This window comes from Pseudomonas sp. PvP025, from assembly GCF_017832155.1.
In the GTDB taxonomy this organism is placed as follows: domain Bacteria; phylum Pseudomonadota; class Gammaproteobacteria; order Pseudomonadales; family Pseudomonadaceae; genus Aquipseudomonas.
Window position 1 is genome coordinate 3,255,003 of the sequence record NZ_JAFIBJ010000001.1, and the last position, 21,435, is coordinate 3,276,437.

The following is a 21,435-nucleotide window of genomic DNA, read 5'->3' on the forward strand; positions in this document are numbered from 1 at the left end:
ACCTTATTCAAACCTGTGCGATCCATTTGCGATGCGTATGAATCGACATCAAAACCCCAAACGCTGACAGCAATGTCACCAGCGAAGTTCCGCCGTAGCTAATGAACGGCAACGGCACCCCTACCACCGGCAGCAGGCCACTGACCATACCGATGTTGACGAAAACGTAAACAAAAAAAGTCATGGTCAAGGCGCCGGCGAGCAATTTGCCGAACAGCGTCTGCGCCTGCGCGGTGATCACCAGGCCCCGCCCGATCAGCAGCAAATAGATCAGCAGCAGCGCACAGATGCCCACCAGGCCGAACTCTTCGCCCAGCACCGCGATAATGAAGTCGGTGTGGCTTTCGGGCAAAAAGTCCAGATGCGACTGGGTGCCCAGCAACCAGCCCTTGCCGAACACACCACCGGAACCGATCGCGGCCTTCGACTGGATAATGTTCCAGCCGGTGCCCAGCGGATCGCTTTCCGGGTCGAGGAACGTGAGGATCCGCTGCTTCTGATAGTCGTGCATAAAGAAGAACCACATCGCCACCGCCACCGGCACCGCAGCCGCCAGCACGCTGAGGATCCAGCGCCAGCGCAGGCCACCCATGAACAGCACGAAGGCGCCGCCGGCGAGGATCAGCAACGAGGTGCCGAGGTCGGGCTGGCGCACGATCAGGATGAACGGGATGCCGATCAGGATCAGGCTGATGCCCACGTGCTTGAGCTGCGGCGGCAAGGTGCGTTTGGACAGGTACCAGGCAATGGTGGCCGGCATCAGGATCTTCATGAATTCCGACGGCTGGAAGCGAATCACCCCGGGAATGTTGATCCAGCGTGTCGCGCCCATGGCGTTGTGGCCCATCACATCCACCACTACCAGCAGCAACACCCCGGCGACATACCCCAGCGGCACCCAGCGCGCCATGAAGCGTGGCTCCAACTGCGCGATCACCACCATCGACAACAGGCCCAGGCCGAACGACGACGCCTGCTTGATCAGCAGGTCCCAGTCCTTGCCGCTGGCCGAATACAGCACGAACAAGCTGCCGGCCGCCAGGGTCAGCAGCAGGATCAGCAGCGGGCCATCAATGTGCATGCGCTGCAGCAACGTCGCGCGACGACGCATCACGTCCTCGCTGGAGAGGATGCGGTCAAAATTACTCTTCACGGGCCGTCACCTCGGGGGTTGAAGGGGGGCCGCCATACTCAGGCTTGAGCCTGCCGTCGTCGGCCAGCAGCCAGGCGTCCATGATCTGGCGCACCACCGGCGCAGCCACACCGGAGCCGGATTCGCCGTTCTCGACCATCACCGCCACCACGATTTTTGGCGCGTCGGCCGGGGCAAAGCCGACAAACAAGGCGTGGTCGCGGTGACGCTCCTGAACCTTGCTGCGGTCATACTTTTCGCCCTGCTTGATCGCCACCACCTGCGCCGTGCCGCTCTTGCCGGCAATGCGGTACTGCGCGCCAAGCGCGGCCTTGCGCGCGGTGCCCCGGGCGCCGTGCATCACCTGCTGCATGCCGTGATTGACCTTGGCCCAGTCGGACGGGTCGCGCAGCACGATGTCGGGAATCGGGTTTTCATCCACCGGTTTTTCGCCTTCGATGGTCCGGGCCAGGTGCGGGCGGTTCCAGATGCCTTTGTTGGCCACCAACGCGGTGGCCTGGGCCAGTTGCAGCGGGGTGGCCTGCATGTAGCCCTGGCCGATGCCGAGAATCAGGGTTTCACCCGGGAACCACGCCTGGCGACGGGTCGCGCGCTTCCATTCACGTGATGGCATCAGACCGGGGGATTCTTCGAACATGTCCAGGGAGACTTTCTGACCGAGGCCGAACTTGCCCATGTAGGCCGCCAGACGGTCGATCCCCAGCTTGTGGGCCAGGTCGTAAAAATAGGTGTCATTGGAGCGCATGATCGCGGTGTCCAGGTCGACATAGCCGTCACCGGTGCGGTTCCAGTTGCGGTATTTGTGGTCGTAGTTGGGCAGCATGTAGTAGCCCGGGTCGTACACACGGCTGGAAGCAGTGACCACGCCCGCGTCCAGGCCGGCAATCGCCACCGCCGGCTTGATGGTCGAGCCAGGCGGGTACAGGCCGCGCAGCACGCGGTTGAACAGCGGTCGGTCGATGGAATCACGCAACTCGGCGTAGGCCTTGAAGCTGATGCCGGTCACGAACAGGTTGGGGTCGAAGCTCGGCTGGCTGACCATCGCCAGCACCTCGCCAGTGTTCGGGTCGAGGGCCACTACCGCGCCGCGCCGACCGCCCAGGGCCATTTCGGCGGCTTCCTGCAGCTTGATGTCCAGGCTCAGCACGATGTCCTTGCCGGGCACCGGGTCGGTGCGCTTGAGCACGCGCAGCACGCGGCCTCGCGCGTTGGTTTCGACTTCTTCGTAACCCACTTGGCCGTGCAGCTCGGGCTCGTAGAAGCGCTCGATGCCGGTTTTGCCGATGTGATGCGTGCCGCTGTAATTGACCGGATCGAGGCTTTTGAGCTCTTTCTCGTTGATGCGCCCCATATAGCCGACCGAGTGGGCAAAGTGCGGCCCCTGCGGGTAATGACGCACCAACTGCGCCACCACTTCCACGCCGGGCAGGCGGAACTGGTTCACCGCGATGCGCGCGATCTGCTCTTCGGTCAGCTCGAACAGAATCGGCACCGGCTCGAACGGCCGGCGCCCCTGCCTCATGCGTTTTTCGAAAATCACCCGGTCTTCCGGCGTCAGTTGCAGCACCTCGACGATCACATCGAGCACCTGCTGCCAGTCGCCGGAGCGTTCGCGGGTCATGCTCAGGCTGAAGCTGGGGCGGTTATCGGCAACCACCACGCCGTTGCGGTCGAAAATCAGCCCACGGGTCGGCGGGATCGGCTGCACGTGCACGCGGTTGTTTTCCGACAGCGTGGAGTGATAGTCGTACTGGATCACCTGCAGGAAATACAGGCGCGCGACCAGCACGCCGATCAGCCCCACCACCAGGAAAGCACCAAACACGACCCGAGCGCGTACCAGACGTGCGTCTTTCTCGTGGTCCTTGATGCGGATCGGCTGAGTCATCGGGCGCGGCGCAGATTATTTGTGGTAAGGGTGCCCGGACAGGACTGTCCAGGCGCGATACAGCTGTTCACCGATCAGAATCCTTACCAACGGGTGCGGCAACGTCAGCGCCGACAGCGACCAGCGCTGATCGGCCCGCGCACAGACTTCCGGCGCCAGCCCTTCAGGGCCACCGACCATGAAGTTGACCGTGCGCGAATCCAGACGCCAGCGGTCCAGTTCCACCGCCAGTTGCTCGGTACTCCAGGGCTTGCCGTGCACTTCGAGGGTGACGATGCGCTCGTTGGGGCCGACCTTGGCCAGCATGGCCTCGCCTTCCTGACGGATAAAGCGCGCCACGTCGGCATTCTTGCCCCGGGTGTTGAGCGGGATTTCCACCAGCTCAAGCGACAGCTCGGCCGGCAGACGCTTGGCATACTCATGCCAGCCTTCTTCCACCCACTTGGGCATGCGTGAACCGACAGCGATCAGACGCAGGCGCACAGCCGTTCCTTATTCCTGGTCTTTGTTGAGCTTGTCGAAGTGCGCGTGGCCCACTTCCGGGCTGTGGTGCTTGCCATCGGCGGCACGGCTCTGCTCGGCGCCTTTCCACAGGCGCTCCAGGTCGTAGAACTGACGGGCGTTGCTGGTCATCATGTGAACGATCACGTCGTCCATGTCCAGCAGCACCCAGTCGCTGTCGCCCTTGCCTTCTTCACCCAATGGCTTGACGCCCTGGGCTTTGACGGCTTCGCGGACCTTGTCGAGCATCGCGCCGATCTGGCGGTTGGAGGTACCGGTGGCGATGATCATGTAGTCGGTGATGCTCTGCTTGTCGCGCACGTCAAGCACCTGGATATCCTGGGCCTTCACGTCTTCAAGCGCGGCAACCGCGACTTTCACCAGCTCTTCGCCAGCCAGCTCCGGGCCAACGTGGGCTTCAACCGGCAGCGGGGCGCTTTTGAAGGTGCCTTTACGCTTAACTTTGCTTACGTCTTTGTTCGTCATAAAAAACTCGTTTTGCTCATATGTTCGGGCGCTTGCTGCACGACGGTTCGTGCGGTCAAGCGCGCCTTTTCAGTTCGACGCACGGTAAAGCCCGTGCGCATCGATGTAGGCCAGGACCGCGTCAGGCACCAGGAAACGTACCGACTTCCCGCTGGCCAGCAGTTGACGGATCTGGGTGGCAGACACCGCAAGCGGGGTCTGCCAGACGAATGCAATATTCCCGTTCGGCCCGGTCAGGGCCAAGGGGTCACTTACCGACCGCGCGGCCAGCAGGTTGCGCAGGGCATCCGGCGGTTCGCTGTCGGCATCCGGGCGTTGCAGCACCAGGATGTGGCAATGCTGGAGGAGTTCCTCCCAGCGATGCCAAGAGGGCAGGCCGCAAAATGCGTCCCAGCCCAAAAGCAGAAACAACTGGTCATCAGCGGCCAGCTCGGCGCGCATCAGCTCCAGGGTGTCGACAGTGTAGGACGGTTTATCGCGCTTGAGTTCGCGGTCGTCCACCACCAGCGGTGCGATGCCTTCCACTGCCACGCGCACCATTTCCAGACGCTGCTGCGGCGACACCTGCGGCATGTCGCGATGGGGCGGCCGCGCGTTGGGCATCACCCGCATCTCGTCCAGCCCGAGCGCATCGGCAACCTCAAGTGCACTGCGCAAATGGCCGATGTGCACGGGGTCGAAGGTGCCACCGAGCAGCCCGATGCGTTTAGCCATCAAGTGCGCACGTGACCGTCGCCGAACACTACGTACTTCTCGCTGGTCAGGCCTTCCAGGCCGACCGGGCCGCGTGCGTGGAGTTTGTCGGTGGAGATGCCGATCTCCGCGCCCAGGCCATATTCGAAGCCGTCGGCAAAGCGCGTCGAGGCGTTGATCATCACCGACGCGGAATCCACTTCGGTGAGGAAACGCCGGGCATCGCTGAAATGCTCGGAGACAATCGCGTCGGTGTGCTTGGAGCCGTATTTATTGATGTGTTCGATGGCCTGGTCCAGGTCGTCGACGATGCGGATCGACAGGATGGGCGCTGTGTACTCGGTGTACCAATCTTCTTCGGTGGCCTCGATCACGTCCGCGCCCAGCAGCGCACGGGTGCGCTCGCAACCGCGCAGCTCCACGCCCTTGTCGCGGTAGATGGCAGCCAGCGGCGGCAGCACGCGCTCGGCAATGCCGGCGTGCACCAGCAGCGTCTCCATGGTGTTGCACGGGGCGTAGCGATGGGTCTTGGCGTTGTCGGCGATGCGGATCGCCTTGTCGAGGTCGGCGGCCACGTCGATGAACACGTGGCACACGCCGTCCAGGTGCTTGATCACCGGCACCTTGGCCTCGCGGCTGACGCGCTCGATCAGGCTCTTGCCACCGCGTGGCACGATCACGTCGACAAACTCCGGCATGGTGATCAACGCGCCGACGGCCGCGCGGTCGGTGGTTTCCACCACCTGCACCACTTCGGCGGGCAGCTCGGCCACGGCCAGGCCCTGCTGGATGCACGCGGCAATGGCACGGTTGGAATGGATCGCCTCGGAACCGCCACGCAGGATCGTGGCGTTGCCAGACTTGAGGCACAGGCTCGCGGCGTCGATAGTCACGTTCGGGCGCGACTCGTAGATGATGCCGATCACGCCCAGGGGCACGCGCATCTTGCCAACCTGGATACCGGACGGCAGGTAGCGCATATCGCGGATTTCACCGATGGGGTCAGGCAGCTTCGCCACCTGACGCAGGCCTTCGATCATGTCGTCGATACGTGCCGGGGTCAGCGCCAGGCGGTCCAGCAGGGCCGGTTCCAGGCCATTGGCGCGGCCGTTGGCCAAATCCTGTGCATTGGCGGCGGCAAGTTCTGCGCGCGCGGCATCCAGCGCATCGGCGGCGGCCAGCAGGGCACGGTTCTTCTGCGCAGTGCTCGCACGGGCGATCAACCGCGAGGCCTGGCGGGCTGCGCGACCCAGGCGGGTCATGTAGTCGAGAACGGACTCAGTCATGGTCAGAGAGACTTGGCCAAAGAGGAAAGCGGCAGATTATAGCTGTGACGCCGCCCGACTGACAGCGGTGAGGGGCGGATGGTCGAAATGAACTGTAAAAAACGGGTGTTCAGCGGTAATTAAGCGGGGAGTTGTTATTATTCGGTCACATTTACCTGCACTCCCCTGATCTCCTATGCCCAGTGTGACCCCGCAACTCCCCGCCAGCGCCCTGCCCGACCGCTTCTTCGACCGTGACGCGCAAGTGCTCGCACGGGATCTGCTCGGAAAAGTCATACGCCATCGCGTGGGTGATCTCTGGCTTTCTGCGCGAATTATTGAAACCGAAGCCTATTACGTGGCCGAAAAAGGCAGTCACGCGTCACTTGGCTACACAGAAAAGCGTAAGGCTTTGTTTCTGGATGGTGGCCATATCTACATGTATTACGCCCGGGGCGGCGATTCGCTGAACTTCAGCGCCCATGGCCCGGGCAACGCGGTGCTGATCAAATCAGCCTATCCGTGGGTGGATGAAATCTCCGGCCCCGCCAGCCTGGCGCAAATGCTGCTCAACAACCCGAACCCCGACGGCAGCCCACGCGCCTCGCAAAAACTCTGCGCCGGCCAGACGCTGCTGTGCAAAGCCCTGGGGCTGAAGGTGCCGATGTGGGACGCCAAGCGGTTCGACCAGGAATTGCTCTATGTGCAGGACGTGGGGCAGACGCCCACGCAGATTATCCAGACCACCCGCCTGGGCATCCCGAGCGGGCGCGATGAGCACTTGATGTACCGTTTCGTCGATGCAGGCTATGCGCCTTATTGCACGCGGAACCCGCTGCGACGTGGCCAGGTCGAAGGCCGGGATTATTTTTTGATTCGAGCCGACCGGGCATGAGCGCTTATATCGCCGCAGCCCTTTGTGGGAGCTGGCTTGCCTGCGAAGGCGGTACCCAGCAAACATTGATGTTGACTGACCCACCGCTTTCGCGGGCAAGCCCGCTCCCACAGTTGACCTTCAGTGTTCCGGATTACGTAGTGCAGAGAGGGAGTGGAGTGTATGGGCCAATGGCTCGATAGTATTACCGGCTGGCTGACCGTGAACCCGCAGTGGCTGGCCGTGGCGGTGTTTATCGTCGCGTGCGTGGAGTGCCTGGCGATTGCCGGGCTGATCGTGCCGGGCACGGTATTGCTGTTCGCCATTGCCGCGCTGGCCGGCAGCGGCGCGCTGTCGCTGAGCGAGACGTTGTTACTGGGCTTCCTCGGCGGGCTGCTGGGCGACGGCGTCTCCTACTTTCTGGGCCGACACTTCCACCAGAACATCCGGCGCCTGCCCGGCTTGCGTCACCACCCGGAATGGATGAACGGCGCCGAAACCTACTTCCACAAATACGGTATCGCCAGCCTGCTGGTCGGACGTTTCATCGGCCCATTGCGCCCGATGCTGCCAATGGTCGCCGGCATGTGCGACATGCCCTTCCCGCGCTTCGCCGCCGTGAGTGTTGTCGCGGCGGCCGGCTGGTCGGTGGCCTACCTGCTGCCGGGCTGGGCGACCGGTGCCGCATTCCGTCTGCCACTGCCGGAAGGCTTCTGGCCGGAGGCGGCAGCCGTGGCCGGGTGCCTGGCCGTTTTGCTGGGCCTGAGCTTGAACAGCAGCCTGCGCGGCCATCGTCGCGCAACGCTGTGGATCGGCTGCGCGAGCCTGGTGCTGCTGATCGCAGTGTTTATCGGTTACCCACACCTCAATCACTTCGATCAGGGCCTGAGCGCTCTGGTGCAGGAGCATCGCAGCGCCTGGCTGGACGAGGTAATGGTGCGGGTCACGCAGTTGGGCGAGTTCAAAAAGATGTTCGTCGCCAGCGCCGTGTTCACCGGCCTGCTGTTGCTGCTGCGGCAGTGGCGCCATGCGCTGTTTGTCGGCGCCACGCTGGCCGGCGCGGCGGTGATCAATACCGGCACCAAGCTGTTTTTCGCCCGTGGCCGCCCGGAAATTCTCACCGACCCGCTCACCAGCTTCAGCATGCCCAGCGGCCACGCGTCCGGCGCCTTCGCGTTTTTCCTCGCGCTGGCGGTGTTGGCAGGGCGCGGCCAGCCAACGCGGCTGCGCCTCACCTGGATGCTGATGGGCTGCATTCCGGCCGCCTTCATCGCGCTGTCACGGGTATACCTTGGCGCTCACTGGCCCTCGGACATCCTCGCCGGCACGCTGCTGGCCATGACCGTCTGCGCATTCAGCCTCACGGCCAGCGAATACCGCAGCCCGCTGCCGGCCATTTCGCGCAGGACCTGGTGGCTGCTGCTGCCGGCGCTGGTGGCGGTGATGAGCTTTATCGCCCTCACCGGCACGTCCCACGCCTTGCTGCGCTATGCCTATTGAGTGAACAGTTCGCCCTGCAACTCGTCGAGCAGTATCTGGATCGCATCCAGGCGCTGTTGCGGGTCGTCGATTTGCAGCAGGTCGATCTTGTCCGCTTCGGTGAACGGCAATAAATACGCGAGCTGATGACCCAGTGCCTGCTGGCCCCCGGCATTGCCGCCCATGTCCAGGGAGGCGACCATCGGGTGCTCGGCCAGGGCCTGGAGCAGGGCCAGCAGGTCGGCGTCCTCTTCTTCGAGCGGCAGGTCCGGTTGCTCGTCCAGCCATTGCACGTCGGCCACCAGCAACTGGTCTTTCTGTACCCCTGCTTCACGTACGCGAAACCTGCGCCCGCCTTCGACGCGAATCCCCAGCAGGCCGTTGTCCTGCTGCTTGAAGTCGCGAATCAACGCCTCGCAGCCGATCAGCGCATAGCCGTCCGGCGCCATGCCGACTTCCCGGCCGTCGAGGATGCACACCACGCCGAAGCTTTCGCCCTTTTTCATGCAGCGGCTGATCATGTCCAGGTAGCGCGCCTCGAACAGTTGCAGGTCGAGGGTGCAGCCGGGGAACAGCACGGTGTTGAGCGGGAACAGCGCCAGACTCATAAAGGTTTCCTTCATACCAGGTTGCGTGACCGTGAATGTCCTTAGCCCTATTCGGACGCACCTGCATCACCTTGCGGTCAGCGGCAACACAGTGGACTTACGGCAGCTTATTGTCTTGCTTATAGGTGTGCCTCGGATTGATAACAAGCCTATGCACCAACGAATCAAGCTCTTTGCTGTGGTACAGGTCCAGGCATTTGAGCAAGTCAAAATGCACCCCTTTTACCTCAGCCTCCGTCAATGGATTTTGGTAGTCTCGCGCTAAATACTTATCGACTAGCGCCTTGACCTCGTCCGGACTTTTCTCAAGGTCATAGTAAGTCCAGTCACGCAAGGCATTGGCACTGCTTCCTGAATCAATCGCCGCGTTTTTTTCATCCCGATAGGCATTGGCGATACAGGTAGAAAGAATCATATCTTTGTAATTCTGAGCATAGCTGCGCTCTATGCCTTGTGGCGACGTGACCGGTTCAACCGCCACAGCAAGTGAAGTAAAAAAGACAGACGCCACCGCGACAAAAAACCCACCGTTCATCAACTCAAACTCCAAAAATTTGCTTTGTCTGTATGATAGTTAACGCCAGGCTCATTAAAATAGCAGTGGTCATAGCAGATATTGCCGTCAAACAATGTTGCATGACCTTGCGCGTCTGCCCAGCCGGAAACTTCGAAAAGTATTAAGCCCTTTTTACCAGCTAACGCACCTCCGCCCGAAGGCGGATATTTGACAACGTCAGGTTTTCCCCACTGCTGCCTAAGGAAATCAATCAAGTTTTTAACGCGGAAGAAATATTGTCGCTGATCACCGCCAGAGACCGTTTGCCCTTGTATTTTCGGAACAATCACACCAGAGTAATTAAGAATATAACTCATGCGCACAGCGCACGTGTTACTCCACTTTTGCGAAGGATCAGGATTATTAATGTTCTTCTCAACATACCCGCCCACAACGGAGGCAACTCTTCCACCAGAGTTCATGGGGTCATAGATCTGTTGTGATGCGGCCCAAGCAGCAGCAAAGAAAGGCTTGCTCATTGATCATCCTTAATTTTAATTAATAATGCACCTCATGGCCTTAACCCTTCACGAATAAACCTTATTATTAATGCGATCCCAACCACCCGAGACATTCCCCCCCCCACCCCCATCCACCCGGCTTTGCTGAGTATAGGTAGTTTTGATTCGACCGTAATTCAAACTCACGGTTTCAGTGGGCACCCCATCACTTACATTCTGGGAGTAGTTTGAGATAATCACCTCCTCCAGCGTCACTTCGAAATATTTAAGTTTTTCGCCACCCGCTCGATGCAACGTCAGCACGACTTCCTTCAAGTGCGTGCCGGCGCATACAGCTTCAATAAGCTTACAGCTGGACTTATCTAAAAGTTTAGTGAATGTAAAATCTGTCACGGAGGTTCGACCGGATGAAGCTCCGCCAGTAGAGCTCGCAGTCGCAGACGTACTCTGGTGCATGCCAAAACCGTAACCGTTTATTTCAATACAGCCCTTGTATTTTTCATCAAGAGCTTCACCTTGAATTCCTTCAATTTTTATATACCCATCAAATGCCATTTATGGACTCTCCCTATCAAAAAAAACCGTCAAATATTTATTTGCACTTGCGACTAGCTTTCGAAACACTGATTCTAAAACTCATATCTACCTTTCTAAACGCCCTTGCGAAATCTACCCCAAGTCCGAAGCTCCTACAAATATTTCATGTTTGGCACCAGATAAAAAGCACCATAAAGCCCCCAAAAAACACAAGCGCAAGCGTACTCAATTCCTAAAGAGACTTAGGCCGGAACTGATACCGTTTAAACAATCACCGACACGGCCAACGGCAAAAACACCGCCGTGGCCACGCCCATCAGACTCATGGCCAGCGCCGCAAACGCGCCGCACTCTTCACTTTCCTGCAGGGCCACCGAGGTGCCCACGGCGTGGGCGGTCATGCCCAGCGCCATGCCGCGCGCTTCGGGACTGTGCACACCCAGGCGCGTCAGGTAGGCCGGGCCGATCATGGCGCCGACCACGCCGGTAATCAGCACAAACACTGCCGCCAGCGCCGCCACGCCGCCGATCTGCTCGGCCACCAGCATGGCAATCGGCGAGGTCACCGACTTGGGCGCCATGGTCATCAGCATCCGGTGTTCGGCACCGAACCACTCGCCCAGCAACAGACACAGGCCGGTGACCAGCACCCCGCCCAACACCAGCACCGTAACAATCGGCCAGAACAATTGGCGAATGCGGCGCAGGTTAAGGTAGAGCGGCACCGCCAGGGCTACCGTTGCCGGGCCCAGCAGGATGCCCATGATCTCGGTGCTCTTGCGGTATTCGGCGTAGCTGAGGCCACAGGTGAGCAGCACGCCGATCACCAGCAGCATGGAGACCAGCACCGGTTGCAGAAAGATCCAGCGGGTTTTCTCGAACCCGGCCAGCACCAGTTGATAAGCGCCCAAGGTAATGCCGATGCCGAACAGCGGGTGATGGATGACGGACGTCCACGCGCCGTGCCAGTCGACAGTCATTGACCCTTCTCCTTGCGCTTGACCATCTGCTGCATCAACACCCCGACAAAGCCCATGGCGATCACCAGCGACAACACCAGCGCGCCGATGATGGCCCAGAAGTCGGCGGCAATCTCCCCGGCGTACACCATCACGCCCACGGCGGGCGGCACCAGCAGCAGCGGCAGGTAGCGCAACAGGCTGCTGGCCGCCAGGTTCAAGGGCTCGCCGACTTCGCCGCGCCAGATCAGGAAGCCCAGCATCAGCAACAGGCCAATAATCGGCCCCGGCAATACCGGCAACAGCAAATGATTGAGCGCGGTGCCGATCAATTGGAACAGCACCAGCCAGGTCAGGCCCCGTAACAACATCCACTTTCTCCCCCGTCAAAGCTCGCCCGCATTATAAGCACGTCAGGTCTATACACCGGCATTCGCCATAAGCATGGTGGATTGACCGGGCGCAAGGGCCGTGATGATCTACATTGGTTGTCTGCAATCCGCAAAAAAGCCCCGATTACCGGGCGGATAAAAACTGCTGAACCAAGGAGAGACGCAATGCCCTATGTACCTGTAGCGCAGCTCAATGATCATGTCGGCAAGGAACTGGGACGTTCCGAATGGCTCACTATCGACCAGGCACGCATCAACCTGTTCGCAGAGGCCACGGGCGATCATCAGTTCATCCACGTCGACCCGGTCAAGGCCGCGCAGACCCCGTTCGGCAGCACCATCGCCCACGGCTTTCTGTCGTTGTCGCTGATTCCCAAACTGATCGAAGACATCCTGATCGTGCCCGAAGGCCTGAAAATGGCGGTCAATTATGGCCTGGACAGCGTGCGCTTCATCCAGCCGGTGAAGGTCGACTCCAGGGTGCGCCTGGCGGTCACCCTGACCGATGTCACCGAGAAAAAGCCCGGCCAGTGGCTGCTCAAGGCCACCTGCACCCTGGAAATCGATGGCCAGGAAAAACCTGCCTACATTGCCGAGTCGCTGTCGCTCTGCTTCGTGTAAGGCCCTGCCTGTGGTGAGGCGCTAAACCTTTCCACAGCGTATGTAAATTTATGTATCAAACTCTCGGCTGCGGCATACTCGGCGCTCAATTATCCGGATCCCGCTATGCGCCCACTCGCCCCCCTTGCCCTTGCCCTGTTGCTCACCGCCTGCGGAGACGGCGAATCGCTGTTGCCGCCCGATGCGCGTCTGCCCGATGGGGGTCGCTACCGTGGCGATGTGGTCAATGGCCTGTTGCAAGGCCAGGGCCGTGTCGACTACCCCAACGGCAGCTGGTATGCCGGCGCGTTCGACAAGGGCCAGTGGCACGGCCAGGGCGAATGGCATGGCAGCAACGGCGAAGTCTATAAGGGCGAGTTCCAGCAGGGCCTGTTCGATGGCCAGGGCAGCCTGACCACTGCTGGCAGCCAATACGTGGGCGGTTTCAAGAACGGTCGCCGCAACGGCGAAGGCACCCTCAAAGAGGGGCAGATGACCTATCGCGGCGAGTTCCTCGACGACCAGTATTCAGGCCTCGGTCGCCTGGAGCTGGCCGACGGCAGCCAGTATCAGGGTCAGTTCGCCCACGGCAAGCCGAACGGCGAAGGCCAGCGCAACGACGACAGCGGCAACCAGTTCAGCGGCCGTTTCGTCGATGGCCAGTTGGAAGGCAACGGCACGTTCAACAGCGCCGACGGCGACATCTACGTAGGCCAGTTCAAACAGAACCAGCTCAATGGCAAGGGCCGCTACGAAAACGCTGACGGCGATGTGTGGATCGGCGAGTTCAAGGAAGGCGCCTTGAGCGGTAAAGGCGAGTTGATCGGCGTGGACGGTAGCCACTACGTGGGCCAGTTCAGCGATTGGCGCTTTACCGGCGAGGGCCGTCTGAACCTCACGGACGGCAGCTTCTATATCGGCGGTTTCGACAGCGACAATTATCAAGGTCGCGGCACACTGGTGCTCGCCGATGGCGCCGTGCAGGCCGGCACCTGGGTCAATGGCCTGCGCGTGCGAGACGCCGACGGCAAGCTGCTGCCCGACCCGCTGGAAATCGGCGTGCTCGCCCAGGGCCGTTTGCTCAACGAGGCGCTTGCCGCGGTGCCCGCCTCCACCCCTGCCGTGGAGCTGTACACCCTGGCCGTGGCCGGCGACGGCAAGCAAAGCGTGTTCCTGCGCGAAGCCGATTACGTCAGCAACATGCTCGCCACGCGCTTCGGCGCCCGTGGGCAGATTCGCCTGGTCAACCATCGCGACCACATCACCGACCGCCCCCTGGCCACCCGCGAAAGCCTGCGCCGCGCGGTGCAGACCCTGGCCGAACGCAGCGGGCCGGAAGACCTGGTGTTTATCTACCTGACCAGCCACGGCACCCACGAACATGAACTGGTGCTCGACCAGCCGCGCATGGAGCTGGCCGACCTGCCCGCCGACGAGCTGGCCGCCGTGCTCACCCCGCTGCAAAACCGCGACAAGATCATCGTGATTTCCGCCTGCTATTCCGGCGGCTTCATTCCGGCGCTGAAAGACGAACACACGCTGATCATGACCGCTTCGCGGGCCGATCGCGTGTCGTTCGGTTGTTCCGAGGAAGCCGACTTCACCTACTTCGGCGATGCCCTTTTCGCACAGGCTTTTAACCAGACCGACGATTTGCAGCAAGCCTTCAAACTGGCGCAACTGCACGTGACCGAGCGCGAGCAGGCGGACAACTTCGAAGCCTCCGAACCGCAGATCTGGGCGCCCAAGGGGGTGATCGCCCACTGGCAACTCTTACGCAAACAACAGGCACGAAAGGCGCTCGAAAGCGTCTCAATGAATAGCAAGGAAGCCAAAGGCAACTAAGCTGTAACGTGTAATAAGGGGGAAACACCATGTACCTGACACCTCAGCATATCCTGCTCGCAGGCGCCTCAGGCCTTACCGGCGAACACCTGCTGGACCGCCTGCTCAACGAACCTACCGTCAGCCGCGTACTGGCGCCGAGCCGCAAACCACTTGCCGAACACCCCCACCTGGAAAACCCGGTGGGCGAACCGGCAGTGGTTCTGCCACAGCTGAGCGGCCAGGTGGATATCGCCTTCTGCTGCCTGGGCACCACCATCAAGAAAGCCGGCTCCGAAGCGGCCTTTCGCGCCGTCGACCTGGACATGGTCGTGGCCTTTGCCAAACGCGCGCGGGAACTGGGCGCGCGACACCTGATCGTGATCAGCGCGATTGGCGCCGACCCGAAATCCTCGGTGTTCTACAACCGGGTCAAAGGCGAAATGGAACAGGCATTGAAGGCGCAGGACTGGCCGCAATTGACCATCGTGCGGCCTTCGCTGCTGCTGGGTGACCGACTGGAACCGCGTCTGGCCGAACAACTGGCCGGGCCGTTGTCGCGCTTGATTCCAGGCAAGTACCACGGCATCGAAGTGTGCGACCTGGCTCGGGCCATGTGGCGCCTGGCTCTGGAGGAACAGAATGGGGTGCGGGTGGTGGAGTCGGATGAGTTGCGCAAACTCGGCAAGTAACCGCTCTTATCAACACAAAATAGCGCGTTGATTTTAAAGCCTGAAGTTCAGGCAGCCACATGCCTGTGGGGAGCGGGCTTGCCCCGCGTTGGGGTGCGAAGCGCCCCCAATCGAGCAAAACGCGGTGTACCTGATACGGCTCAGCGCCTGGCTTTGGGGCTGCTGCGCAGCCCAACGCAGGACAAGCCTGCTCGCCACAGGGAATCTGCGCTTAACTGAACGGCATTAGGGCAAGCCCGCTCGCCACAACAGACCGGCTCGCCACAGAGGCGCCAATTGTTAGAGGCCGCCCGTCGCGTTAAAGCCTACGCCCAGCACTGTCAACACCGACAGCGGCAACAACAGCGTATCGAGCAGTGCGCTGGCCGGCAGGTCTGCATGTGGGTAGCGCGGTGCCTCAGCCCCGAACTTGTCCTTGGCACAGCAGCCGCCGTCAATCGCGTACAGGTCCAACCGTGTACCGGCATACACCACCGGCGCGCCGGGCTGCGCGGCATCCAGCGTGCGTGCCGTGGCGCAGCCGGCCAGTTGCAGCGCCAACACCACCAGCAGCGCCTTATTCATCACTGCTCAAATGGTGCTCGCCCCAGCGCGGCAGCATGTCCTGGGGAATATTGAGCAGGTTGAGAATGCGCGCCACCACGAAATCCACCAGGTCGTCGATCGTCTGCGGCTGGTGGTAGAAGCCCGGCGACGCGGGCAGGATGGTCACGCCCATGTTCGACAACTTGAGCATGTGCTCCAGGTGAATGCTCGAGTACGGCGCTTCACGCGGCACCAGAATCAACTGGCGACGCTCCTTGAGTGTCACATCCGCCGCCCGCTCGATCAGGTTGTTGCAGGCACCGGTGGCAATCGCCGACAACGTACCGGTGGAGCACGGCACCACCACCATCGCCGCAGGTGCGCCGGAGCCCGAGGCCACCGGCGACATCCAGTCCTCTTTGCCGTACACCTTGATCTGCCCCGCCGCCGCACCGGTGTATTCGGTGAGGAACGCTTGCATCGTCTGCACCTTGGGTGGCAGCGCCACGTCGGTTTCGGTGGCCATTACCAACTGCGCGGCCTTGGAGATCAAAAAGTGCACCTCGCGCTCTTCACGCACCAGGCAATCGAGCAGGCGCAGGCCGTAGGGCGCGCCCGAAGCGCCGGTCATTGCCAGCGTAACGCGTTCCGGGCCGCTCATTTGAGCGCCTCGGCCAGCTTGCCGTGCAGGCCGCCGAAGCCGCCATTGCTCATGACCACCACGTGGGTGCCTGGCCCGGCCTGCTGTTTGACGTGCTCAATGATGCCTTCGATGGAATCGCACACCGTCGACGGGACGGTGCACAGCGCGGCAATCGCCGGCAGGTCCCAGCCGAGATTGGCAGGGGCATACCAGACCACCTCGTCGGCATCGTTGACGCTCTGCGGCAAGCCATCACGGTGCGCGCCGAGCTTCATGGAGTTTGAACGAGGCTCGACAATCGCGATAACCCGGGCATCACCGACCTGCTTGCGCAGCCCATCCAGGGTGGTGGCAATCGCCGTGGGGTGGTGGGCAAAGTCGTCGTAAATGGTAATCCCATTCACGTCAGCGACCTTTTCCATACGACGCTTCACGCTTTTGAACGCGCTCAACGCAGCGATACCCATAGCGGGCACCACACCCACATGCCGTGCGGCAGCCAGGGTGACCAAGGCATTGGCGACGTTATGCTGGCCGGTCATGTCCCACGCAACGATGCCCTGCGCCTCGCCTTCAAACAGCACTTCAAACCGCGAACCGTCTTCGCTCAGCAGCCTGGCCTGCCACTGCCCGCCAGCGCCGGTGGTCTGCACAGGGGTCCAGCAGCCCATGTCGATCACGCGCTGCAGCGCAGGCTCTGTGGTGGGATGGATCACCAGGCCTTCGCTGGGGATGGTGCGTACCAAATGGTGGAATTGCCGCTCAATGGCAGGCAAGTCGGGGAAAATGTCGGCGTGATCGAACTCGAGGTTATTGAGAATCGCTGTACGCGGACGGTAATGGACAAACTTGGAGCGCTTGTCGAAAAAGGCGCTGTCGTATTCGTCGGCTTCGATTACGAAAAATGGCGTATTGCCCAGACGGGCCGACACCGAAAAATTCTGTGGCACACCGCCGATCAAAAAGCCCGGACTCATGCCGGCATGCTCCAGCACCCAGGCGAGCATGCTGCTGGTGGTGGTCTTGCCGTGGGTGCCGGCCACCGCGAGTACCCAGCGACCTTGCAGCACATGGTCGGCCAGCCACTGCGGGCCGCTGACATACGGCAGACCTTTATTGAGCACGTACTCGACCGCCGGGTTGCCACGGGACATGGCATTGCCGATCACTACCAGGTCCGGCACGGGGTCGAATTGTGAGGGGTCGTAGCCTTGGGTCAGCGCAATGCCTTGAGCCTCAAGTTGCGTGCTCATCGGTGGGTAGACGTTGGCATCGGAGCCGGTGACGTGATGGCCCAACTCTTTGGCCAGCACTGCCATAGAGCCCATGAACGTACCGCAGATACCGAGAATATGAATGTGCATAATCGACCTCGTAAAACATCGACGCAGGTTAGCGCAGGGCGAGGGAAATCGCACTCTTTAGGTCAATACCACGGATCAGGGCGCGTCCGGGTTCAGCAGTTTGTACAGCGTCGCCTGGACCTTTCTCACTGCGGCTATCTTCTTCTCAATCACCTCCAGACGCTTTTCCATCCCCTCAGGGCCTTGATCAACGGCACCATAGAAGTGATAGGGTTTAAAAAACACTTCATGCATCTGCGCGTCGGTTTCGGAACGCTCCTCGACCAAACTCACTTCCGCTTCTAACTGATCCAGAAGCTGCAGTGGATCTTCCGACCAGACTTGCCTTGGAACGTGATTAAGCACCGTGCCACCCGCCGAATACTCCAGTGAGTGTTTTTCGATATTGACGGTATTTGACTTTGCGACTTCGAACCGAAGATGCAGGGCAGAGCCGACGCGTACCTGAGCAGCAGGCGCGATATCTTCGGTTTCGGGCAATCCAGTTAACGGAGCAGACGCCTGGTGAGTCATAGATGGCAGCGAGCGATGATAGAGGTGCTTATTCAGCGCCATGTTGGCCACCGAAAAACCTGAGTCTATGACGACGCCCACTGCCGGGACCACCAACTGCTGAGTCACGTTGAATGACGGACGAGGGTCGAATTCTTTGAGTGGCGCCCCATATGCTGTACGGGTGTGGGCATCAAAGGCATACCATTTGCCGTTGCGCTGAACCGCCTCGGCAGGCACCCATTCTGAATGCCCGTCTACTTTTCGATAGACACCTTGAGCGATGTTCTCTCTATTACCCAATTTTGAGGGGGTAAAGCTGCCGCTACGCGGGCCATGGATACTACGCAACTTATCGAGCGATGATGCTCGCAGTCGGCTCAACTGCTTGATGCCTTTCCCACTCAGCTTAAACACGCCACGGCTCACATCAAACACATTAGCCAGAGGGTTGGCTGCCTGCACGCCTGTCACGGCAAAGCCTTTGGTGAACCTCAAAAGCGAGCCCAGCCCTTTGGCTCCAACCCTCACGGCTTGAGCGCCGCCTCTGGTCGCGGGGATGAAAAAACCGAACACGTCCATTACAAGGTTTACAAAACCCTCGCCAACGCGGCCATTAATAAAGCTTTTGACTGTCGAATAAAAAGGCACCAGGTTCAAGAAAAACTCACGAACCGCAGCATGAAACGCAATCGACCGCTCTTGGGGTGTCTGCCCTTTAGCGGTCTTTTTGACCGACTCAAGACCACGGGTAAAGTAAGCACCGGCAATAGTGGACAATTCACTGAGCTTAGGGGACCTAACACTTGGAACCGGCCCCACAAATAACCCTGGCACGACAGACTCCAGGGATTTAGAAGGGTAAATGCGACGCGCGGTAACGCCCAAAGCAGGTTCGTCGGCCAACTGCCAATGTATATCGATGGTTCTTTCAGTTTCGCCGGAAGAGCCGGGCTGGGGCATCGTGAAATAAAGATGCGTATTGGGGAACTGCAAACCTGGCCGAGAAGGGTCGGCATCCTTGACAATTTTCCCCTGCGCAGGCGAGTACAAATAATGTACGACCTTCCCCTCCGACTCTGCGCGAATAAGCATGGCGCCCGTGGCGATATAGTCGGCTATTTTATGACCAGCCATTACACTTTTATCGCCGGCGGGTGCTTCGAGACTAAAGGTTGTAACCTTGCCCCGCTCAAGCAAACGCCTGTCCTCCAGCGACAACAATGAAAACTGATAGCTGAACACGTCCTTGAACATTTTCGTCAACTGAGCCGTATAGACATCAAACGCCTCATCGAACGCTTTATTTATATCCCGCAGTTCCGAAAGCCGCGACGCCACTTTTTCAGCCGAAAACTCTGCGCTGGTGGAGTTCCACGGATGGGCGTGCAAGTCGCCGGACATATAAATATCCACCAGCGAATAAAACAATCTGTTGCCGGTTTTTTCTTTGCTGAACAGCCCCTCCTCAAAGAAATGTTCGTTTTCAGAACCATAAACGCGCTTTAATTCTGCAAGCGCCAACTCTTTTCGTGCCGGTACCGGCGCAGCCAGTAGCTCAACAGCCTCAACCATACTGTTTACTTGAACATTCATCGCCGCGACTGAGCGTTCGACTTCATCGACCGTGTACTCATCGCCAGCGTTCTCTTGAATAACGCCCTGTACGATCGCCCAATCAATCACTGACCTCATCAGGGCAACTTGTGCCTGGCGCTGCGCACTGTCGGTGATAGGCGCAATACTGTCGAGTTCCATAATCGTTTGATACGTCTCGCCTGCGGTTGAGCCCACCGCAGTCAGCTCCCTGCGAGATACCGCAGCACTGAAGAGCGCCCATGAATGGGAACCGTATACAAGCGACGGCGGAATGTCTTTTACAAGGAACTCAGGCGCGCAGACGGATAACAATTGAAACGCCACCACTTTTGCCAGCGAAGCACCAAATCGACCGTCGAGGTGTTTTTCAAAACGGTTGACCACCTCAGTCGGTGAGCAGCCCCAGTTGGCGTGTTGGCGCAGGTTGTAGCCGGCCAGGTTATTGCGCTGTTGCCCTGCGTTAATATCGGCATCCAGCAATAATGCGGTCATCAATGCTTCCTCGCTGCTGGTGGCAGTGGGCATTGCATCAATCGCCATCTGTATGCGCTTACCCAGTGCCTGTGCACCTGGAGAGTTGATGAGGCTCTTTAGAAAAACTTCCGGATTATTAGACTCGGGAATTGAGCGGCTCAGGTATTCGATTAAACTCCTGGCGCTGCCCCGCTTCTCAGGTTGCTGTTTTTTCTGTTGAGCAATCCATGTTTCAACAACCTGGGTGACTGTGGCCTGATCCGGGGCACTCATTGATACATCCTTGGTGAGCAGTCCGCCTGCGCTTTTTTTGCTCTCGCTGCTAAAGGTTTGCGCTCCCAGTGCGAGACCGAGATTGAATAGTTCGTCCTTGTTCTCCGGAACGAACCAGCCATTGTCAAGAATCAACTGCTTGAGGCTGACCGTCACAGGCTGGCGCCGCTCCTGACTCCAGTGTTGAGAATAAGGGGCGACTTCTACCTGCTGCAGCGCGAGGTCGAAATCAGGGCCTGGTGCGGCAAGGACAGCCCGAATCGCGGCGAGCATGTTATAGAAGGTATCCGAGTCGCCTACCGCTTGCTGCACCTGCTCCATTAGCGAGTGGTCAGGCAACGCATCCTGGCCTTTAAAAACCGGATTGTTCGCCAATTCCTTCGCACGTGCGGTCGCTTGCTCGGGCATCAAATGCTGCGGTTCACCGTAAAATTTCTGTACGTCAGTTAACGCCACGGTGCCGCCCTGATAAAACGCCGGAATACGCAACTCGGCATTGGGGGCGAGCACACTGGCGAGATTCAACAAGGCATTCTTTATCTCACGCCCACCTAAAAGATCTGTCAACGCAACAGGCGGGCTTTGAATGCGAGCATTAAAGTAATGGGTTACTTCGCCGGTTCGAGTATTGACTCGAATTTCATCAACGGCACCACCGGCTATCGATTCCAACCGCCGCGTGGCAGAAGAATGGACAGTCGACTTCAACACGTCAATCCAACGGCCCAGCGTGGAGTGCGCAGGCACTTTAACTCTTGCGCCTGTTGACAACTGCTTTCCAACTGTTTTAGCCAGCTGCGCATCACCCGTCATCTGAGACGTCTGCCCATCAACAACTGAAGGGTTCAAATGTGTTGACGACGCCATTGTTTGTCCTTCAATAAGACGTGAGCGAGTACTCATAAGTGATGTCACCTTCGGTAGTGAGCGCTGAATTACCCCATCAACGGAAAAGCGTTTTCTGGCAGCGCAACTCGCCCCACCAGAAAACGCCTATGCCCAAATCAAACACTAAGGTATCGCTCAATAAAACACCCAACGCTGGGCATAAAACCACCCCACCGCCAAGCACGACACTTAAGTATTAGATGAGCAAA

At 59.7% G+C, this 21,435-nt stretch carries 21 protein-coding genes; 5 read left to right on the plus strand and 16 right to left on the minus strand.

What is annotated here, in order from left to right; translation table 11 throughout:
• Positions 1 to 7 precede the first annotated feature (7 nt).
• From rodA to JOE32_RS13910, 6 genes are all read right to left on the minus strand, one after another.
• Positions 8 to 1,111 (minus strand): rod shape-determining protein RodA, encoded by a 1,104-nt coding sequence (rodA, locus tag JOE32_RS13885; RefSeq protein ID WP_057010160.1) that lies wholly within the window; start codon positions 1,109 to 1,111, stop codon positions 8 to 10.
• 31 nt (positions 1,112 to 1,142) lie between these two features.
• Positions 1,143 to 3,041 (minus strand): penicillin-binding protein 2, encoded by a 1,899-nt coding sequence (gene mrdA / locus JOE32_RS13890; RefSeq protein WP_209985190.1) that lies wholly within the window; start codon positions 3,039 to 3,041, stop codon positions 1,143 to 1,145.
• Positions 3,042 to 3,056: 15 nt separating this feature from the next.
• Entirely contained in the window at positions 3,057 to 3,524 is a 468-nt protein-coding gene (gene rlmH, locus JOE32_RS13895) for a 23S rRNA (pseudouridine(1915)-N(3))-methyltransferase RlmH (protein WP_003176297.1), read from the minus strand.
• A 9-nt stretch (positions 3,525 to 3,533) separates the two neighbouring features.
• On the minus strand, positions 3,534 to 4,028 hold the full coding sequence (gene rsfS / locus JOE32_RS13900; RefSeq protein ID WP_003237041.1) for a ribosome silencing factor: 495 nt from the start codon (positions 4,026 to 4,028) through the stop codon (positions 3,534 to 3,536).
• A gap of 69 nt (positions 4,029 to 4,097) precedes the next feature.
• Positions 4,098 to 4,742: a nicotinate-nucleotide adenylyltransferase gene (gene nadD, locus JOE32_RS13905; RefSeq protein WP_003237043.1), complete on the minus strand. Its 645-nt coding sequence runs from the start codon at positions 4,740 to 4,742 to the stop codon at positions 4,098 to 4,100.
• The gene (locus tag JOE32_RS13910) at positions 4,742 to 6,007 is read right to left on the minus strand and encodes a glutamate-5-semialdehyde dehydrogenase (RefSeq protein ID WP_209985192.1); all 1,266 of its coding nucleotides are present in this window, start codon (positions 6,005 to 6,007) and stop codon (positions 4,742 to 4,744) included. Before JOE32_RS13910 ends, nadD begins: the two co-directional genes overlap by 1 nt.
• 175 nt (positions 6,008 to 6,182) lie before the next feature.
• Between JOE32_RS13910 and JOE32_RS13915 the strand changes: the two genes are divergently transcribed.
• Entirely contained in the window at positions 6,183 to 6,881 is a 699-nt protein-coding gene (locus tag JOE32_RS13915; protein WP_209985195.1) for a DNA-3-methyladenine glycosylase, read from the plus strand.
• 162 nt (positions 6,882 to 7,043) lie between these two features.
• Positions 7,044 to 8,360, plus strand: a complete 1,317-nt coding sequence (locus JOE32_RS13920) for a bifunctional DedA family/phosphatase PAP2 family protein (protein ID WP_209985196.1) — start codon at positions 7,044 to 7,046, stop codon at positions 8,358 to 8,360.
• Here the strand turns inward: JOE32_RS13920 and JOE32_RS13925 are convergent.
• The 6 genes from JOE32_RS13925 to JOE32_RS13950 form a co-directional block, all read right to left on the minus strand.
• Entirely contained in the window at positions 8,354 to 8,947 is a 594-nt protein-coding gene (locus tag JOE32_RS13925; protein ID WP_209985199.1) for an LON peptidase substrate-binding domain-containing protein, read from the minus strand. The genes JOE32_RS13920 and JOE32_RS13925 overlap by 7 nt on opposite strands.
• Positions 8,948 to 9,044: 97 nt before the next feature.
• Positions 9,045 to 9,482, minus strand: a complete 438-nt coding sequence (locus tag JOE32_RS13930; RefSeq protein ID WP_209985204.1) for a type VI secretion system amidase immunity protein Tai4 — start codon at positions 9,480 to 9,482, stop codon at positions 9,045 to 9,047.
• Positions 9,482 to 9,982 (minus strand): type VI secretion system amidase effector protein Tae4, encoded by a 501-nt coding sequence (locus JOE32_RS13935; protein ID WP_209985206.1) that lies wholly within the window; start codon positions 9,980 to 9,982, stop codon positions 9,482 to 9,484. The genes JOE32_RS13930 and JOE32_RS13935 overlap by 1 nt, the downstream gene beginning before the upstream one ends.
• A gap of 48 nt (positions 9,983 to 10,030) precedes the next feature.
• On the minus strand, positions 10,031 to 10,519 hold the full coding sequence (locus JOE32_RS13940; protein ID WP_209985209.1) for a type VI secretion system tube protein Hcp: 489 nt from the start codon (positions 10,517 to 10,519) through the stop codon (positions 10,031 to 10,033).
• A 245-nt stretch (positions 10,520 to 10,764) separates the two neighbouring features.
• Positions 10,765 to 11,481, minus strand: coding sequence for an LrgB family protein (locus JOE32_RS13945; protein ID WP_209985213.1), 717 nt, complete (start codon positions 11,479 to 11,481; stop codon positions 10,765 to 10,767).
• On the minus strand, positions 11,478 to 11,831 hold the full coding sequence (locus JOE32_RS13950; protein ID WP_209985215.1) for a CidA/LrgA family protein: 354 nt from the start codon (positions 11,829 to 11,831) through the stop codon (positions 11,478 to 11,480). Before JOE32_RS13950 ends, JOE32_RS13945 begins: the two co-directional genes overlap by 4 nt.
• A gap of 186 nt (positions 11,832 to 12,017) precedes the next feature.
• Between JOE32_RS13950 and JOE32_RS13955 the strand changes: the two genes are divergently transcribed.
• The 3 genes from JOE32_RS13955 (at position 12,018) to JOE32_RS13965 (ending at position 14,968) form a co-directional block, all read left to right on the plus strand.
• On the plus strand, positions 12,018 to 12,473 hold the full coding sequence (locus JOE32_RS13955; RefSeq protein WP_209985218.1) for a MaoC family dehydratase: 456 nt from the start codon (positions 12,018 to 12,020) through the stop codon (positions 12,471 to 12,473).
• Between the two features lie 105 nt (positions 12,474 to 12,578).
• On the plus strand, positions 12,579 to 14,297 hold the full coding sequence (locus JOE32_RS13960) for a C13 family peptidase (RefSeq protein WP_209985221.1): 1,719 nt from the start codon (positions 12,579 to 12,581) through the stop codon (positions 14,295 to 14,297).
• A 29-nt stretch (positions 14,298 to 14,326) separates the two neighbouring features.
• Positions 14,327 to 14,968, plus strand: coding sequence for an oxidoreductase (locus JOE32_RS13965; protein WP_209985224.1), 642 nt, complete (start codon positions 14,327 to 14,329; stop codon positions 14,966 to 14,968).
• Between the two features lie 279 nt (positions 14,969 to 15,247).
• On the opposite strand, the gene JOE32_RS13970 is transcribed toward JOE32_RS13965, so the two are convergent.
• The 4 genes from JOE32_RS13970 to JOE32_RS13985 all read right to left on the minus strand — a co-directional run bounded on the left by JOE32_RS13970 (position 15,248) and on the right by JOE32_RS13985 (position 21,241).
• Entirely contained in the window at positions 15,248 to 15,532 is a 285-nt protein-coding gene (locus JOE32_RS13970) for a YceK/YidQ family lipoprotein (protein WP_209985226.1), read from the minus strand.
• Positions 15,525 to 16,154, minus strand: a complete 630-nt coding sequence (ubiX, locus tag JOE32_RS13975) for a flavin prenyltransferase UbiX (RefSeq protein ID WP_209985229.1) — start codon at positions 16,152 to 16,154, stop codon at positions 15,525 to 15,527. The genes JOE32_RS13970 and ubiX overlap by 8 nt, the downstream gene beginning before the upstream one ends.
• A complete protein-coding gene (gene mpl, locus JOE32_RS13980; RefSeq protein WP_209985232.1) occupies positions 16,151 to 17,500 on the minus strand; it encodes a UDP-N-acetylmuramate:L-alanyl-gamma-D-glutamyl-meso-diaminopimelate ligase in 1,350 nt (449 codons plus the stop codon). The genes ubiX and mpl overlap by 4 nt, the downstream gene beginning before the upstream one ends.
• Positions 17,501 to 17,575: 75 nt before the next feature.
• Positions 17,576 to 21,241: a hypothetical protein gene (locus tag JOE32_RS13985; RefSeq protein WP_245229026.1), complete on the minus strand. Its 3,666-nt coding sequence runs from the start codon at positions 21,239 to 21,241 to the stop codon at positions 17,576 to 17,578.
• Positions 21,242 to 21,435: the final 194 nt, after the last annotated feature.

Bases quoted from the DNA above. Each gene is read 5' to 3' on its own strand.
- rodA (WP_057010160.1), bottom strand. From the start codon at position 1,111: ATGCGTCGTCGCGCGACGTTGCTGCAGCGCATGCACATTGATGGCCCG.
- mrdA (WP_209985190.1), bottom strand. From the start codon at position 3,041: ATGACTCAGCCGATCCGCATCAAGGACCACGAGAAAGACGCACGTCTG.
- rsfS (WP_003237041.1), bottom strand. From the start codon at position 4,028: ATGACGAACAAAGACGTAAGCAAAGTTAAGCGTAAAGGCACCTTCAAA.
- nadD (WP_003237043.1), bottom strand. From the start codon at position 4,742: ATGGCTAAACGCATCGGGCTGCTCGGTGGCACCTTCGACCCCGTGCAC.
- JOE32_RS13910 (WP_209985192.1), bottom strand. From the start codon at position 6,007: ATGACTGAGTCCGTTCTCGACTACATGACCCGCCTGGGTCGCGCAGCC.
- JOE32_RS13915 (WP_209985195.1), top strand. From the start codon at position 6,183: ATGCCCAGTGTGACCCCGCAACTCCCCGCCAGCGCCCTGCCCGACCGC.
- JOE32_RS13920 (WP_209985196.1), top strand. From the start codon at position 7,044: ATGGGCCAATGGCTCGATAGTATTACCGGCTGGCTGACCGTGAACCCG.
- JOE32_RS13925 (WP_209985199.1), bottom strand. From the start codon at position 8,947: ATGAGTCTGGCGCTGTTCCCGCTCAACACCGTGCTGTTCCCCGGCTGC.
- JOE32_RS13930 (WP_209985204.1), bottom strand. From the start codon at position 9,482: ATGAACGGTGGGTTTTTTGTCGCGGTGGCGTCTGTCTTTTTTACTTCA.
- JOE32_RS13935 (WP_209985206.1), bottom strand. From the start codon at position 9,982: ATGAGCAAGCCTTTCTTTGCTGCTGCTTGGGCCGCATCACAACAGATC.
- JOE32_RS13940 (WP_209985209.1), bottom strand. From the start codon at position 10,519: ATGGCATTTGATGGGTATATAAAAATTGAAGGAATTCAAGGTGAAGCT.
- JOE32_RS13945 (WP_209985213.1), bottom strand. From the start codon at position 11,481: ATGACTGTCGACTGGCACGGCGCGTGGACGTCCGTCATCCATCACCCG.
- JOE32_RS13950 (WP_209985215.1), bottom strand. From the start codon at position 11,831: ATGTTGTTACGGGGCCTGACCTGGCTGGTGCTGTTCCAATTGATCGGC.
- JOE32_RS13955 (WP_209985218.1), top strand. From the start codon at position 12,018: ATGCCCTATGTACCTGTAGCGCAGCTCAATGATCATGTCGGCAAGGAA.
- JOE32_RS13960 (WP_209985221.1), top strand. From the start codon at position 12,579: ATGCGCCCACTCGCCCCCCTTGCCCTTGCCCTGTTGCTCACCGCCTGC.
- JOE32_RS13965 (WP_209985224.1), top strand. From the start codon at position 14,327: ATGTACCTGACACCTCAGCATATCCTGCTCGCAGGCGCCTCAGGCCTT.
- JOE32_RS13970 (WP_209985226.1), bottom strand. From the start codon at position 15,532: ATGAATAAGGCGCTGCTGGTGGTGTTGGCGCTGCAACTGGCCGGCTGC.
- ubiX (WP_209985229.1), bottom strand. From the start codon at position 16,154: ATGAGCGGCCCGGAACGCGTTACGCTGGCAATGACCGGCGCTTCGGGC.
- mpl (WP_209985232.1), bottom strand. From the start codon at position 17,500: ATGCACATTCATATTCTCGGTATCTGCGGTACGTTCATGGGCTCTATG.
- JOE32_RS13985 (WP_245229026.1), bottom strand. From the start codon at position 21,241: ATGAGTACTCGCTCACGTCTTATTGAAGGACAAACAATGGCGTCGTCA.